We start from the raw sequence: 15911 nt of genomic DNA, 5'->3' as shown, positions 1-15911 counted from the left end.
CCGGCCCCGTCAACCTTCGAATGGGTTATGGACCAGGATCGTATCGTCGCGCTCCGGGCTCGTGGACAGAAGCGCGACCGGTGCTCCGATCAATTCCTCGATACGGCGAACATATTTGATGGCCTGCGCCGGCAGATCCGCCCAGGAGCGCGCACCCGCCGTCGTGCCGCCCCAGCCGGGAATCGTCTCGTAGATCGGCTCCACACGCGCCTGCTGGCCTTGGCCCGCCGGCAGATAGTCGAGCTCCTGGCCATCGAGCCGGTAGCCAACGCATACGTTGATGCTCTCGAAGCCGTCGAGGATGTCGAGCTTCGTCAAGGCGATGCCGTTGATGCCGGAGGTCTTGACAGTCTGGCGCACCAGAACCGCGTCGAACCAGCCGCAGCGGCGCTTACGCCCGGTGACGGTGCCGAATTCGCGGCCGCGCTGCCCGAGCGTCTCGCCGATGGCATTGTCCTGCTCGGTGGGGAACGGCCCCTCGCCGACGCGGGTCGTGTAGGCCTTGGCGATGCCGAGCACATAGCCGATGGCGCCCGGCCCGAGGCCGGAACCCGCCGCAGCCTGGCCGGCGACCGTATGGGACGATGTCACGAAGGGGTAAGTGCCGTGGTCCACGTCGAGCAGGGCGCCCTGAGCCCCCTCGAACAGGATGCGCTTGCCGGCCCGGCGTTCCTCGTCCAGCAGCCTCCAGACGACGCCCATATAGGGCAGCACCTTGGGCGCGACCGCGGCAAGCTCGGCATAGATTTCGGACGCGCTGATCTCGCTGAGGCTGAAGCCCCGGCGCAGCGCATTATGATGCACCAGAAGCCGCTCGATCTTGTCCTGGAGCGTATCGAGATCGGCGAGGTCCATCAGCCGGATGGCCCGGCGCCCGACCTTGTCCTCGTAGGCGGGGCCGATGCCGCGGCGCGTGGTGCCGATCTTGGTGCCGCTGTTGGAATTCTCACGCAGAGCGTCGAGTTCGCGATGCAGCCCCAAAATGAGCGAGGCATTGTCGGCGATGCGCAGGTTGTCCGGCGTAATCGACAGTCCCTGCTCGTTCAGACGCGTGATCTCGTCGACCAGCGCCTGCGGATCGAGCACGACGCCATTGCCGATGACGCCGAGCTTGCCCCGCCGCACGACACCGGACGGCAGAAGAGAGAGCTTATAGGTGGTGCCCTCGACGACGAGCGTATGGCCGGCATTGTGACCGCCCTGAAAGCGCACGACGACGTCCGCCTGCTCCGACAGCCAGTCGACGATCTTGCCTTTGCCCTCGTCGCCCCACTGGGCGCCTACTACGACGACATTCGCCATTGTCCGATAAGCCGGCACGGCGCCGGCCCCTCACATGATAAGCCCCGGCGCAAGGGCCGGGGCACGCCTCGGCGCAAGGCCGGGTTCCTTGCAACCTCTCATCGGCGATTGAGCCTGAAAGGTCAACCCGTCCGATCTCCCGCGGGCCGGTGCAGCCATTGCGCGCTTGCCGTCGCTACGCATGTCTGCTTTGCACCCCGGCGACTTACCCCGGAAAGCGGCTATCTTTATCGTCGCGCCGATTTCCGGGCGGGGAGCACCCATCACATGATCGCGACATCCATTGGCGCCCTCGCGTGCCGGACCGTGCGACGTTTGATCGGGCGGCACTCGTGAAGGCCATCGTCGAACGCGGCTGGCATTGGATCAACGACCAGCCCTATCTGCTCCTGCCGATCACCATGCTGATGTGGGCGGGCAATATCATCGCCAGCAAATATGCCATCGGCGAGGTGTCACCGATGGCCATCGTCTGCCTGCGCTGGGGGATCGTCAGCCTGTTTCTCGTCGCCTTCCGCCGACAGGCGATCGCCGGTGAGATGCGCGCTCTGGCGCCCCATTGGCGGATCGTCCTCATCATGGGGACGCTCGCCTTCACCGGCTTCAACTCTTTGTTCTACCTCGCGGCCTATCATACGACCGCTGTGAACATGACCATTTTTCAGAGCGCCATGCCGGTCCTCGTTCTGATCGGCGCGCTCTTCGTCTTCGGCGTGCGCATCACGCCGGCCATTGTCGCGGGACTGCTCCTGACCGTGGTGGGCGTGCTCGTCACGGCCTCGCATGGCGAGGTGGAACAGCTGCTCCACCTTTCGCTCAACCGCGGCGATCTCTTCATGCTGATCGCCTGCGTCATCTATGCAGGCTACATCCTTCACCTGCGCAATAAGCCCAAGGTGCCGGACCTCGTCTATTTCACCGGCCTTTCGCTTGCCGCCTTCGTTTCGTCGCTGCCGCTTCTGGCGGCCGAGATCGCGCTCGGGCAGAGCTTCTGGCCGACGCCGACGGGCTGGGCGGTGCTCACGTTCATCGCCATCTTCCCGTCGTTGCTCGCCCAGCTCTTCTTCATCCGCTCCGTGCAGCTCGTCGGGCCGAACCGGGCGGGGGTCTTCACCAATCTGGTGCCCGTCTTCGGCATCATTCTCTCGGTGCTCATGGTCGGCGAAGCCTTCGGGCTTTATCAGGCGCTCGCCGTCGTGCTCGTCGTCAGCGGCATTCTGATTGCCGAACGCCGCTGACGAGTCGCGCCGAGATCGCTTCAGAACTTCAACGCCTTGGCCTGCTTCACGCCCGGAATCGTCTGGGTGGCGTTGAGCACCGCCGGCGGCACCGGGCCATCGACCTCGACGAGAGCGATGGCCGATCCGCCGGGCTGATCGCGGCCGAGGGCGAAGGTCGCGATATTGATGCCGGCGTCGCCGAGCACGCTTGCAAAGCGGCCGATGAAGCCCGGCTTGTCCTCATTGGTCACATAGACCATCGATGGCGCGAATTCCGCGTCGACCTTGATGCCCTTGATGGCAACGATGCGCGGCTTGCCATCGGCGAAGACGGTGCCCACCACCGAACGCTCTTGCGTCTCGGTGACCACCGTCAAGGTGATCAGGGCCTCGTAATCGCTCTGCGCCTCGCGCGTCGTCTCCTCGATGACGATGCCGCGCTCCTTGGCGACGACCGGCGCCGAGACCACGTTGATGTCGGAGAGCATCGGCCTGAGCAGCCCGGCGACGGCCGATGACGTCAGCGCCTTGATCTTGAGGCTGGCGACCGTCCCCTCATAGGTCAGCCGCACGCTCTTGATGCCGGTCTCGGTGAGCTGCCCGGCGAAGGAGCCGAGGTTTTCGGCGAGCGCGATGAAGGGCTTCAGCTTCGGCGCTTCCTCGGCGGTGATCGACGGGAAATTCACGGCATTCGAGATCGCGCCGCGCAGGAGGTAATCCGACATCTGCTCGGCGACCTGCAACGCCACATTCTCCTGCGCCTCGCTGGTGGAGGCGCCGAGATGCGGCGTGCACACCACGTGAGGGTGACCGAAGAGCACATTGTCGGTCGCCGGCTCGGCCGAGAAGACGTCGAAGGCAGCACCCGCCACATGGCCGGAATCGAGCGCGGCTTTCAGGGCCGCCTCGTCGACCAGGCCGCCGCGGGCGCAGTTGACGATGCGCACGCCCTTCTTGGTCTTGGCCAGCGCCTCAGCCGAAAGGACGTTGCGCGTCTTTTCCGTCAGCGGCGTATGCAGCGTGATGAAGTCGGCGCGGGCGAGCAGATCGTCGAGCTCGACCTTCTCGACGCCGAGATCGAGTGCCCGCTCCGGCGACAGGAAGGGGTCATAGGCGATGACCTTCATCTTGAGCCCGAGCGCACGCTCGGCGACGATGGAGCCGATATTGCCGCAGCCGATGATGCCGAGCGTCTTGGCCGTGATCTCCACGCCCATGAAGCGGTTCTTCTCCCACTTGCCGGCCTGGGTGGAAGCATCCGCCGCCGGGATCTCGCGGGCAAGCGCGAACATCATGGCGATGGCATGTTCGGCGGTGGTGATGGAGTTGCCGAAGGGCGTGTTCATCACGATGATGCCCTTGGCGGTCGCGGCCGGAATATCGACATTGTCGACACCGATGCCGGCGCGGCCGACGACTTTCAGATTCTTGGCGTTTTCCAGGATCTTCGGCGTGACCTTGGTGGCCGAGCGGATGGCAAGGCCGTCATAATTGCCGATGACTTCGGCGAGCCGGTCCTTGTCCTTGCCGAGATCGGGCTGGAAATCGACCTCGATGCCACGGTCCTTGAAGATCTGGACGGCGGCGGGAGAGAGCGCATCGGAAATGAGAACCTTTGGAGCGGGCATGGAATCGTCCTCGCGAGGGCGCCACCTCCACCCTCCCCTTGATGGGGAGGGCCGGACGGCGTCAGCCGTCCGGGGTGGGGTGAGCGGCGAATTGCTGTGATTATTCGGCGGCGAGCGGCGAGCTGAGTCCCGTCGCCCTAACGGCGTCGACCCTCCCCTCAAGGAGAGGGTAAAAGCGTGTCAGGCGGCCTTGGCGAGCTTGGCCTTTTCCTGGGCGAAGGCCCAGTCGAGCCACGCGGTCAAGGCCTTCAGGTCGTCGGCCTCGACGGTCGCGCCGCACCAGATCCTGAGGCCGGGAGGCGCGTCGCGATAGGCGCCGATGTCGAAGGCGACGCCTTCCTTGTCGAGCGCGGAGGCGAGCCCCTTGGCGACGGCGACGACGGCCTCCGCACCCTTGGCGACGATGTCCGCGTCGACGATGGACAGGCAGACGGAGGTGTTGGAGCGCGTCGCCGGCACCTTGGCGAGGTTCTCCACCCACGGAGTCTTCTCGACCCAGTCGAAGATCACCTGGGCATTGGCGTCAGCCTTGGCGACGAGCCCATCAAGCCCGCCGATCTGCTTCGCCCAAAGGAGCGCGTCGATATAGTCCTCGACGGCCAGCATGGAGGGCGTGTTGATGGTCTCGCCCTGAAAAATGCCCTCGACGATCTTGCCGCCCTTGGTCATCCGGAAGATTTTTGGCAGCGGCCAGGCGGGTGTGTAGCTCTCGAGACGCTGAACGGCACGCGGCGAAAGGATGAGCATGCCGTGCGCCGCTTCGCCGCCGAGCACCTTCTGCCAGGAGAAGGTGACCACGTCGAGCTTGGCCCAATCGAGCTTCTGGGCGAAGGCTGCCGAGGTCGCATCGCAGATCGCGAGGCCCTCGCGGTCGGCAGCGATCCAGTCGGCATCGGCGACACGCACGCCCGAGGTGGTGCCGTTCCAGGTGAAGACGACGTCGCGGGTCTTGGTGTCGACCTGCGCGAGATCCGGCAATTCGCCGTAGCCCGCCTTGATGACCCGCGCGTCGGCGAGCTTGAGCTGCTTGACGACATCCGTCACCCAGCCTTCGCCGAAGGATTCCCAGGCGATCAGATCGACCGGGCGGGCGCCGAGCAGCGACCAGAGCGCCATCTCGACGGCGCCGGTGTCGGACGCCGGCACGATGCCGATGCGATAGTCAGCGGGGACGTCGAGGATCTCGCGGGTGAGATCGATCGCCTGCTTGAGCTTGGCTTTGCCGATCTTGGCGCGATGGGAGCGGCCGAGCGCCGCGTCATCGAGGGCGGCGAGGCTCCAGCCGGGGCGCTTGGCGCAGGGGCCGGACGAAAAGTAAGGCCGCGCGGGGCGCGCGGCGGGCATCGTCTCTGTCATTTGGTCCATCCTTACAGATGGGCGCCTTCCGTTGGGGGAAGGTGTCCCGCGGATGGAGGTAGTCGAAACCCGGACGGGAGGCAAGGGAATTTTGCATCCTGCGGTTTTGTGGCTGCGGATGACGTCCCACTGATCGCAAGCAGAGGTTGCTTACGAGAGGCGCAACAGGTCGACACCCCCTCAGGGATTCGTATGTATATAAATCTCTTATTTTTGTCTTTATTTAAATTATATCATATATATATCTGATATTATACATATGATGATTAGCGCATATTCTCGTATGACGCGGTTTGATGCACAGACCAACACAATATTAAAGATGATATGCAAATTTTTCTATGCGTATCTGCCGGCTTTACGGGAGATACATGATGACGACGACGAAACCCCAGGACCCTACCACTCCAAAAGACGACCAGCAGAGCATGCTGGGCTCGCAAGCACGAGCAGAGACACATCCCGACCCCAGCCGCGCCAATAATTTCGAAGCACAAGAGGATGCCCAGGGGCCGATCGCGAAGCCGTCATCCGTACCGGGGGATGACCCGGCACGGCAAACGGCACCTTCTTTCGAGACGGCGCTAAGCGTGAAGAAGGCGCTCAGCTGGGTTACCGACTGGGGCAGCCTCAACTATTCACCGTTCGGGGCATTGCAAGCCTTGGCCGACCACGACCCCGGCCATTTTCACCAGGATCCGAAAAGGCTTGGGATGGTCGCCGCCAAAAGCGAACATCTCTGGAACGACCCATTGGACAGCACACCTGGGCGGGACAAGAAGCACATCGCCCAAGCCGCGCTGCTGTTCAACAAGGTGAAGCCGGAGGAGATCTCCGACCATCCACAATCGGAGCATTATCTTGCGAACTTGAGAAAGAAGTTCCTCGATGCCCTCGTTGCGCAATGGAAAGATGAAGAGCTTTTCGATCCGCCGCTTCGCGAGGACGAAGCCGACACCGCACCGCGCTACGCGCATGGCACGATCCTCAACGCCGTCGGCATGACCTATAAGGAACTCGCCGAGACGCCTCACGTCAATCGCGTTCTGGCGAAACCGGGCGAACAGACGCTGAAGCAGGCTAAACCGGACGTCGAAGAGTTCCTGATTTCCTGGTTCCGAAAACACAATCTCGATCACCACCATCCGATCGGCAGTCCCGAGTGGGCCATGGCCTCCGCGCTTCTTCAACGTGCGGCCTCTCACGGCCAGGACATTCCCAACGGATTAGGCGACCGCGCGCAGCTGCTAAAGGAATTCAAACTTGCGTGCAACCGGTGGCAAGAGCATCCGCAAGGAATGGACCCCAAAGAGCAGGCAGCGCTGCACCTTGCGCGGTCGATCGGTATGCGCGTCGAGAACGCCGCCGGCGAGCACAAGGCTAAATCCGTGTTCGAGGACTGGTTAGATAACGCCTCACATGTACTTAAGACTGAACATGCGGAAATGCCCGCCTTCTGTTCGAAGCAGCCGGGCCCGAGCCTGTTGGAAATCGCGCAAGCGAGCGCGCAGGGAATGCTCCAGTCCGGCTTCGGCATGATAAAGGGGATTATCAACAACCCTGCTTCGGCTCCCTTCTACGGCTCAGGCAAGATGATGTATGAAGGGTATTCGTGCAACGACCTGAAAAAACTCGGGTTAGGCACAACAAGCATGGTACTGGAATTTGCCAGCTTAGGTAAAGGTCCTCGCGCAGCCGGAGTAAGGGCTGCAGCTATGGAAGCGGCCGCGCCGCTCGTTACGCGTATGGCAGCCTCAGCCGCTCGGCTAGAAACGGGAAATATGTCGACCAGTATAATTCAGCTGGATATCGAGAGCGGCGGCGGCATTTGGCAGGTTTTAGGAAAGTCCAATGCCGGGCAGGAACTGAAAGTCCTAAACAGTCGGACCGGCGAGCTGGAGACCTTCGAAAAGGTGTACGGCACCACGGACAGGTACTGGAAGAAGACCGACGGAGAGCGCGGGCCCATGCTCGTTTATGACGAGATCTCCGGCGAGCTGAAGCCCCCGCCTAGGTTGAAAGGAGGCGCGCCGGGCCCCTTCGGCGATTTAACTCCTCAGCAGATTGAAGAGGAAGTTGGAGGGTGGACCTTAGATGACCGTCTGCAGAACGCCGCGATCACCAGGGCGAGGATCATTGAAGAGGGAGGCTATCGTGAAGATGAAGTGTGGGTGAGAGTGGAGGAGGGGCGCGTCTTTGTGGTCGCGCACCGGATTGAGACTTCGGCGGGCATAGGCGAGGTAATTATCGAATGGGATCCCCACCCAGCCCGGTATAGAGTCGAGGAGATCAGCTGGAGTCCTGATAAGAGTGAGGCTATTAGTCTTAAAGAAGGCGGACGCGGCGAATTACTTTGGCGCGACGGTCGCGTGTTCGTAGAACTAACAAATGTGGCCGACCGGAGCGCGGCCGAAGAAATCGCTTCCGCTTGGGACTTCCTGATGGGAACTTCGAAGCCCCAGGGCCTTGGCGATATCGTCATTTGGGAAAGGGGCGATAGATGGGGCATCTTCCGGGAAGCTCCGGCGTCCGCCAGCGGTATTTTGGATAGACTAGTAGAGCAGCAAAAACGAGATCACTTTTTCCCGGCGTATCAGAACTGGAAAGCCGGTAACGTTCCCAAACCTATCCCCGAAGAGCTCCCGGAGTTCGTTTCCCCGAACGGCATTCGGGTACTTGGCGATCCCGTTCCGGGCTACCCGAACGTCTTCGGTTATCGACAAGGCTATGTGACATTCCTGAATAATCTCGAGGAAGCAAAAGCCTACAAAGCAAGATGGGACGGGCAAAACGATAGGGCGGCAATCCTGCGATGGAGAGGCAGCGACGAAGTTGCGGTCTACACTCCCGGCGTTAACGGTCTCGATTCGAACGAATTTCTTTATGAAGTCCGGCACTATCGACCCAAGGTGGATTTCCCCGATCGCGGATATTATATCCCACCGCCGGTGAGAGGACGACTCCCTGACATGAGCACCTCTGCCGACGTCAGCAAATGGTCCGTTTCCCCTCGCGAAATTCGCGAGATAGGCGATCCTGTGCCGCATTACCCCAATGTTTATGGGTATGATACTGGCTACGTTGCCTTCTATCCCAATCTGCAAGAGGCCCGAATCGCCCAAACGAGGTGGCGCGATGTCTACGAGAATCGCTTGGGCGACCTGTCGCCCGAAGTCCTTAACACGGCAGAGGTCGTGCGTTGGGACAACAGCGGCGAGATCGGACTGTTTATCCCAGGTGTGGACAGAGGGATGTGGAGAGAGGCATTTTCCGACGAGGAGCACGGCTTCGGCGGACCGTTCGAGACAGATATCGAAGGGGAGAGCGTTCCCGAACCTCATATTCCGCCGGAAGGACATTATGTACCGCCCCCGGAAGGTACACCGGCACCACCCTATCCCTCGAACAATGTTCGCGAAGATGCCTGGGACTATTCCCAAGCTCATATACAGCAGCACGGAGATCCGGTTTCCGGTTATCCTGGCGTCTACTATTTCGATGGAAGATACGTTAAATTCACTGAGGATGCCTACAGCGAAGCGCAAAGCTGGAACGCTCTTTACGGTATGCCTGGCCGGGAGGCCTCCGTCGCGTGGGTGACGGGGGATCAGCTCCCCGAATTGGTCGCCGTCATACCGGGGATACCGCCCGAAGAGTTCGGCAGATACGGCCTACCAGCGCCAAGCCTGACACCGCCCCCGCGGAATCGGCGGTCTGTGTCTTGCGAGGAGCCGGCGGTCCATGCCGAGGCTGAAAGCACAGCTGACCCGCTGCCAGACATCCCGCAAGTTTCGGACGCGGCGCGAGGATCGCAATTGGAAGCACCCGATGCCGTATTGGTAGTTCTGTTCAATGGCTTTGCTGGGGCGGGCGAGACCATCGATCTCCGCGGGTTACTCGCGGGCAACCAGAATGTAGAGGCTGGCTCCGCCGAGCGGCCGTCAAGGACAGCGCCTTTCGAGCCCACAGGGGAGGTGTCGCACGGCGCTCCGGTCGAGGCGCAGGAGGCCGGAGTGGAGGCAGAGGAGGAACTCACGATGTTCACTATCGGGATTCAGCTGCCGTCGGCGCAAAACAACTCGTCCTGGCTGTAACCCCCCTGAGCAGGGGGAGGCCGCCCGCACGCAGCCGCCCCCTGCGGCACAGGGAACCGGCGCCGCTGGCGCAGCAAGGGTCATGGCAGAACTATACGCCAACCGGTGTGCCGATGCGCTAGAGCGCACCGCCGACCTCACGGGTGAGGCCGATCGGTCTGTGCCGTTGGACTTACAGCAGGCTGGCTCCTGGATGACGACCGAACCGGTTGCGGTCGAGGCCGAAGCGTTCACGATGCCAACCGTCGGGATCCAGCCGCCGCCCCTACAGAACGACACCGCCTTCATCTGACGCTGCAAAGCAGCGGGAGTCTGCCGCTTTGCGCGGCCTCCCGCCGGGGGCGGAGTTCAGGCTGAAGCTCTCAGAATTTCACGCCGACGGCGCCGCGCACCGTGCTGATATCGGCCTTGGCCTTGGAGAAGGACGTGAAGCGGATATATTCATATTCGCCGCGCAGGAAGACGTTTTGCGCGACCAGCACGTCCATGCCGACGCCGGCCGCAAGGCCGTAGGTGAAATCGTTGTTCTTATTGTCCGTGAGAACCGTCGGATTGGGATCGAGCGAGAGTGGCGGGCGTCCCGCTCCGCTGTAGTCGAAAGCATCCGCGGAGACGGCAACGGAGCGCTGGACATTGGCGCGGCCAACGGCAAGACCGAGCGTCGCATAGGGCAGGAAGCTGCCGAGCACATAGCCCGCGCGCCCGCGGAACGTCATGTAATCGGTGATTTTCACTGAGGACTGGGCATCGATCCCGACGTTATACGTATAGTTGTCAGAAGTGACAAAGCCGCGCCCGAGCTGATCGCTGCTCTTTGCTTCCAGATCGCTGTGATTATAGTTGGCCTCGAAGCCGAGAACGACATCGTCCCACTGGCTGTTATAGCCGATGAAGGCGCCATATGCTCCGCGTCGCGCATCCCGGTCCGACAGGGTGGTCCAATTCGAGACCTGCGCTTCATTTTCTATGATGGTGTTGCGCAATACATGGGCGACGAGGTCGCTCGTGGCATTGCCGAAGTCCACATTGGCATTGGCATAGCCGGCCTGGACGCCGGCATAGACGCCGCTCCAGTCGGGCTGGCCGACAGGCTCGTCGTCGAGAATGGCGCCGCGCAACTCCTCATAGCCGAGGTCGGCGGCGCTCGCGGTACCGGCCAAGCCGGCCAGCGCCCCGCCGAAGACGGCCGTCGCCATGCCCGCGCCAAGAACAATCCTGCGGATCATCGTCGCTCCCCCGAAGCTGCCCGGCAGCCCCGTGCAGCGCCTGCCCAAAGACCGCGGGGCAGAGCGCACACGCCATTCGACCGATTATCGACCATTCCTTAGGGCCATCGTTGCAATGGCCCGGGCGGCGGCACCGGCGGGAAGGCCGGCGCCGCGAGCGGGTTCAGTAGCTACGCACCAGCGGCGGATAGGGCTCCGGCGCGGAGGCGACCGCCGGCCCGAGAAGCCAGCGCATGCCGATCTTGATGTCCTGGGAGGTAAGGTCCTTGAACTTCATCGGGTTATAGGAGCCGTTGCCGCCGTTGTAGCCGATCAGGTCGCCGGATTGGGCTTCGCCGAGATCGAGATAGCGGTAGGCCAGTTCGACCGTGAAGTTCGGCGTCACCTGATAGGCGAGACCGGCATAGAGCGCCCAGGCGAACTCCCACTGCGAATGCTCGCGGCCATAGGCGAGAGCCGCCGTCACGACATTCGTGTCGGTGAAGTCCGAGATCGTATTACGCGACATGCCAATGCCCGCGCCGACGAAGGGCGTGACGCCGTTCCACGTGCCTAAATCGAAATAGACATTCGCGAGCGTCGTCCATTCGGATTTGGTGGCCGTGTAGCTGTCCGTGCCCCAACCGGTAGGGAGAAAGGAATCAGCATAGCGGTCGAGACCCGTGAAGCTGGACTTGCCGCGATATTCGCCGGTCACATCCGCGCGGATCCAGTTGTTGAACTTGTAGCCGACACCGACGCCGATGAAGGGCGCGGAGTCGAAGCCCTTGTTCAGGTTCTGGACAAGGCCGTTGCCGTAGAGGGCGTTGTCGAGCTTGTCGACATCCTGGTTGCTGAAGCCGATGTCGCCGCGCAGATACCAGCCGCTGACTTCAATCGGAACGGGCGGAGCAAGGGGGGGAGGAGGCGGAAGCAGGTCGGCAGCCAGGGCGGCGCCCGAAAAGCCGACCACCAAGCCGCCCGCCAGAACGAGAGGTTTCAGGCCGCACATACTAAGTTTCCTTCCTGTAGGGGCTACTCCCAATCGCGGATGCCGCGATGCACAGGAAGACGCTCGCATAGAATTCTTAAGCAGGACTTAACCTTAATTATTTACCCTGATCGTGAAGTCAGAAGACAATCGAACGAACCTTATTTAGCGGCAGCAAAGTTGGTCAGAGGGGCGCAAAAGCGCATCCGTCGACAGGTCGGCAAGCCTTCGGCACTGCCGAGATCGCGGTCGAAAAAATCAAACTTGATGCAGATTGAAGCGGGATGAGAATTCATCCCGCGTCTGGAGCTTTTCGCGCCTTGGATCGCGAAAGCTTCGCCGCGTTGTCTTAACGCGAACCGAGATCCACTTCGCTCGACAATGCTCTCTATGCCCGGGCTCGCCTGCTGCGGCGAACCAGGGGACGTACGTCGGTAAAATCAGGCGGCTGCGGCGGCCTGGGTCAGCGCCTCGACCACATCGTCGACGGCGCGCTCGACGAGATCGCGGTCATCGCCCTCGCCCATCACGCGAATCAGCGGTTCGGTGCCCGAGGGACGGATGACGAGCCGTCCGCCGGCGCCGAGCCGTTTGCGGGCCGCTTCGACCACAGGCGCAATCGCCTCCTCGGAGGGGACCCGGTCCTTCGGATAGCGGACGTTCTTCAGAATCTGCGGCAGCCGCTCGAAGCACTGGCAGATCTCGCTGACGGGGCGGTTGCGCCCCTTGACCACGGCGAGGAGCTGCAGCGCCGCGACGAGCCCGTCGCCGGTCGTCGCATGATCCGACATGATGATATGGCCGGACTGTTCGCCGCCGAGATTATAGCCGTCCTGGCGCATGCGCTCGAGCACATAGCGGTCGCCGACAGCGGTGCGGATCAGGCTGAGGCCGATGCCCTCGAGATAGCGCTCGAGCCCGAGGTTGGACATGATCGTCGCGACGATCCCGGGCCGGGCGAGCCGCCCGTCTTCCTTCCAGCTCGTGGCGATCGTCGCCATGAGGCTGTCGCCGTCGACGATATGTCCCTTCTCGTCGACGATGATGACGCGGTCCGCGTCACCGTCGAGGGCGATGCCGATATCGGCGCGGGTCTCGCGTACCTTGGCGATCAGTGCGTTGGGTGCCGTCGAGCCGACTTCGCGGTTGATGTTGAAGCCATCCGGCTCGACGCCGATCGCGATGACATCCGCGCCGAGTTCCCAGAGCGCTTCGGGGGCCACCTTGTAGGCGGCACCGTGGGCGCAATCGACGACGATGCGGATACCGTCGAGATCGAGCTGGCGCGACAGCGTGCGCTTGGCGAACTCGATATAGCGGGCGTGCACGCTCTCGATGCGCTTGGCCCGGCCGAGGCTCTCCGGCTTCGACAGCCGGAGGCGGAGATCGGCGCCGATGAGCGACTCGATCTCCTGCTCCATCTCGTCCGACAGCTTGTAGCCGTCAGGGCCGAAAAGCTTGATGCCATTGTCTTCGTAAGGATTGTGCGACGCCGAGATCATCACGCCGAGATCGCAGCGCATGGACCGCGTCAACATGGCGACGGCGGGTGTCGGCATCGGGCCGAGCAGGAGCACGTCCATGCCGACGGAGGTGAAGCCGGCCACCATCGCATATTCGATCATATAGCCGGACAAGCGAGTGTCCTTGCCGATGACGACGCGATGGCGATGCTCGCCGCGCTGAAACAGAAGCCCCGCCGCCTGGCCGACCTTGAGCGCAAGCTCGGGCGTGATCGTGCCATTCGCCCGCCCACGAATGCCGTCCGTTCCGAAGTAATTGCGCCTCATCTCGGCCTCCTGCACATGACCTTGCCTGGTCGGGGCGTTCTGCTCCGGGCGCGCGCCGCGGCGATTTCGCGCCATACCATCCTCCGCTACTCACGAAGCGATCCGCGTTATAGCAGAGCGGATCGCTATTCTTGGCAGGACTTCGTTCAAAAAATATGAGCGTTTCTTTCAGGGGACGCGCGCCAAGCGAGTGCTGGCGAGGAGAGCATAGCAAAAACGCCCCTTGCGGGGCGTTTCTCTTGAGCGTTGATCCGTGTAGCGGGTCAGACCTGCGGCTGGGGCTCCAGGCCGGTGTCGGGCTCCCCGCGCGGACGATTGCGGCCAGCTGTGGGGATCGCCGAACTGCGGCTCGGCGGCTTCGGCTCGCCGCTATCGCGCAGCGGCGGCTTGCCGTTGAGCAGATCGCGAATTTCGTCGCCGGTCAGCGTCTCGTATTCGAGCAAGCCCTTGGCCAGGACCTCGAGTTCGTCGCGGTGATCGGTGAGAAGCCGTGTCGCCTCCTCATAGCCCGTTTCCACCAGCCGGCGAATTTCGGCGTCGATCTTCTGAGCGGTCGCTTCCGACACGTTCTGCTGGCGACCGACCGACATGCCGAGGAACACCTCGTCCTGGTTCTCGCCATACATCACGGTGCCGAGCTGCTCGGAAAAGCCCCACTGGGTCACCATCAGGCGGGCGAGCTTGGTCGCCTGCTGGATGTCGGAGGCGGCGCCCGAGGTCACCTTGTCCCGGCCGAAGATGATCTCCTCCGCGACGCGCCCGCCCATCATGATGGCGAGCCGCGACGTCATCTGCTCGAAGCTCATGGAGAGCTTGTCGCGCTCGGGCAGCTGCATGACCATGCCGAGCGCCCGCCCGCGTGGGATGATGGTCGCCTTGTGCACGGGGTCGGTCGCCGGCACTTTGAGCGCCACGACCGCGTGACCCGCCTCGTGATAGGCGGTGAGGCGCTTCTCCTCCTCGGACATGACGAGGGTGCGGCGCTCGGCGCCCATCATCACTTTGTCCTTGGCGTCCTCGAATTCGGACATGGTCACGATGCGCTTGCCGCGCCGGGCGGCGAGCAGGGCCGCCTCGTTGACGAGGTTCATGAGATCGGCGCCGGAGAAGCCGGGCGTGCCGCGAGCGATGACCTTGAGATCGACGTCGGGCGCCAGCGGCACCTTGCGCACATGCACGCGCAGGATCTTCTCGCGGCCCAGGACGTCCGGGTTCGGCACGACGATCTGCCGGTCGAAGCGGCCGGGGCGCAGCAGCGCCGGGTCGAGCACGTCGGGACGGTTCGTCGCGGCGATGATGATGACGCCTTCGTTCGCCTCGAAGCCGTCCATCTCGACGAGGAGCTGGTTCAAGGTCTGCTCACGCTCGTCGTTACCGCCGCCGAGGCCCGCGCCGCGATGGCGGCCGACCGCGTCGATCTCGTCGATGAAGATGATGCAGGGCGCGTTCTTCTTCGCCTGCTCGAACATGTCGCGCACGCGGCTCGCGCCGACGCCGACGAACATCTCGACGAAGTCCGAACCCGAAATGGTGAAGAAGGGCACGTTCGCCTCGCCGGCGACGGCGCGCGCCGTCAGCGTCTTGCCGGTGCCGGGGGGCCCGACGAGCAGCACACCACGGGGGATGCGCCCACCGAGGCGCTGGAACTTCTGCGGATCACGCAGGAACTCCACAATTTCCTGCAGATCCTCCTTGGCTTCGTCGATGCCGGCCACGTCCTCGAAAGTGACGCGGCCATGCGCTTCGGTGAGGAGCTTGGCCTTGGACTTGCCGAAGCCCATGGCCCTGCCCGCTCCGTTCTGCATCTGGCGCGAGAGGAAGATCCACGCCCCGATGAAGACGAGCAGCGGCAGCCAGTTCACCAGGAGCGCGATGAACCAGGGCGTCGACTCCGACGGCGGCTTGGCCGTGATCTGCACGCCTTTCTGGCTGAGCTTGCTGATCAAGCTCGGGTCGTTCGGCGCAAATGTATGGAAAGTCCCGCCGTTCGTGTAGGTCCCGGTGATGTCCTGGCCCGAGATCACGACACTCGTGATGCGGCCGCTGTCGGCATCATTGAGGAGCTGCGAATAGGGAATGTCGTTCGCGCTGCCTCGGGTACCTGGGTTCTGGAACAGGGTGACGAGCGCCAGGACCAACAAAAAGATGATGACCCACAGGGCGAAATTGCGGAAATTGGGGTTCATCGGGTCAGGTCATCCTCGTCACAGCAGGGGGTGAGGCTGCGTCATTCGGCAGGCCTCCCAAGGGCTAATTTAGGACCGGGCTTCATCCTTGCCAAGAGAAGCGGCCCAGGAAGTTAGTAGCGGCCTTCGGTTATGGTTT

General features: G+C 62.8%; 9 protein-coding genes. 2 read left to right on the top strand and 7 right to left on the bottom strand.

Translation table 11 applies throughout. The features are described 5' to 3' along the window. Positions 1 to 9: 9 nt before the first annotated feature. Complete coding sequence (locus tag ACFQU1_RS03515) at positions 10 to 1302, bottom strand: adenylosuccinate synthase (RefSeq protein ID WP_378129264.1); 1293 nt, start codon at positions 1300 to 1302, stop codon at positions 10 to 12. A 332-nt stretch (positions 1303 to 1634) separates the two neighbouring features. Here ACFQU1_RS03515 and ACFQU1_RS03510 point away from each other — a divergent pair, with 332 nt between their 5' ends. Next, on the top strand, positions 1635 to 2540 hold the full coding sequence (locus ACFQU1_RS03510; RefSeq protein ID WP_378129261.1) for a DMT family transporter: 906 nt from the start codon (positions 1635 to 1637) through the stop codon (positions 2538 to 2540). 20 nt (positions 2541 to 2560) lie between these two features. On the opposite strand, the gene serA is transcribed toward ACFQU1_RS03510, so the two are convergent. After that, positions 2561 to 4150, bottom strand: coding sequence for a phosphoglycerate dehydrogenase (gene serA, locus ACFQU1_RS03505; RefSeq protein WP_378129259.1), 1590 nt, complete (start codon positions 4148 to 4150; stop codon positions 2561 to 2563). A 180-nt stretch (positions 4151 to 4330) separates the two neighbouring features. Then, the gene (locus ACFQU1_RS03500) at positions 4331 to 5506 is read right to left on the bottom strand and encodes a phosphoserine transaminase (protein ID WP_378129257.1); all 1176 of its coding nucleotides are present in this window, start codon (positions 5504 to 5506) and stop codon (positions 4331 to 4333) included. Positions 5507 to 5880: 374 nt separating this feature from the next. On the opposite strand from ACFQU1_RS03500, the gene ACFQU1_RS03495 reads away from it, so the two are divergent. Beyond that, positions 5881 to 9600, top strand: coding sequence for a hypothetical protein (locus ACFQU1_RS03495; RefSeq protein WP_378129255.1), 3720 nt, complete (start codon positions 5881 to 5883; stop codon positions 9598 to 9600). A gap of 362 nt (positions 9601 to 9962) precedes the next feature. On the opposite strand, the gene ACFQU1_RS03490 is transcribed toward ACFQU1_RS03495, so the two are convergent. From ACFQU1_RS03490 to ftsH, 4 genes are all read right to left on the bottom strand, one after another. After that, on the bottom strand, positions 9963 to 10826 hold the full coding sequence (locus ACFQU1_RS03490) for an outer membrane protein (RefSeq protein ID WP_378129253.1): 864 nt from the start codon (positions 10824 to 10826) through the stop codon (positions 9963 to 9965). Between the two features lie 163 nt (positions 10827 to 10989). Further along, entirely contained in the window at positions 10990 to 11817 is an 828-nt protein-coding gene (locus tag ACFQU1_RS03485; RefSeq protein WP_378129251.1) for an outer membrane protein, read from the bottom strand. Between the two features lie 419 nt (positions 11818 to 12236). Continuing rightward, complete coding sequence (glmM, locus tag ACFQU1_RS03480; RefSeq protein ID WP_378129249.1) at positions 12237 to 13586, bottom strand: phosphoglucosamine mutase; 1350 nt, start codon at positions 13584 to 13586, stop codon at positions 12237 to 12239. 263 nt (positions 13587 to 13849) lie between these two features. After that, positions 13850 to 15772, bottom strand: coding sequence for an ATP-dependent zinc metalloprotease FtsH (gene ftsH / locus ACFQU1_RS03475; RefSeq protein ID WP_378129247.1), 1923 nt, complete (start codon positions 15770 to 15772; stop codon positions 13850 to 13852). Between the last annotated feature and the right edge of the window lie 139 nt (positions 15773 to 15911).

This window comes from Chelatococcus sp. GCM10030263 (genome assembly GCF_042666455.1).
In the GTDB taxonomy this organism is placed as follows: domain Bacteria; phylum Pseudomonadota; class Alphaproteobacteria; order Rhizobiales; family Beijerinckiaceae; genus Chelatococcus.
This window is presented reverse-complemented; position numbering and strand designations above follow the sequence as displayed.

What these genes read in the sequence shown, in the direction of transcription:
- ACFQU1_RS03515 (WP_378129264.1), bottom strand. Translation starts at nt 1,302, where the DNA reads ATGGCGAATGTCGTCGTAGTAGGCGCCCAGTGGGGCGACGAGGGCAAA.
- serA (WP_378129259.1), bottom strand. Translation starts at nt 4,150, where the DNA reads ATGCCCGCTCCAAAGGTTCTCATTTCCGATGCGCTCTCTCCCGCCGCC.
- ACFQU1_RS03500 (WP_378129257.1), bottom strand. Translation starts at nt 5,506, where the DNA reads ATGACAGAGACGATGCCCGCCGCGCGCCCCGCGCGGCCTTACTTTTCG.
- ACFQU1_RS03495 (WP_378129255.1), top strand. Translation starts at nt 5,881, where the DNA reads ATGACGACGACGAAACCCCAGGACCCTACCACTCCAAAAGACGACCAG.
- ACFQU1_RS03490 (WP_378129253.1), bottom strand. Translation starts at nt 10,826, where the DNA reads ATGATCCGCAGGATTGTTCTTGGCGCGGGCATGGCGACGGCCGTCTTC.
- ACFQU1_RS03485 (WP_378129251.1), bottom strand. Translation starts at nt 11,817, where the DNA reads ATGTGCGGCCTGAAACCTCTCGTTCTGGCGGGCGGCTTGGTGGTCGGC.
- glmM (WP_378129249.1), bottom strand. Translation starts at nt 13,586, where the DNA reads ATGAGGCGCAATTACTTCGGAACGGACGGCATTCGTGGGCGGGCGAAT.
- ftsH (WP_378129247.1), bottom strand. Translation starts at nt 15,772, where the DNA reads ATGAACCCCAATTTCCGCAATTTCGCCCTGTGGGTCATCATCTTTTTG.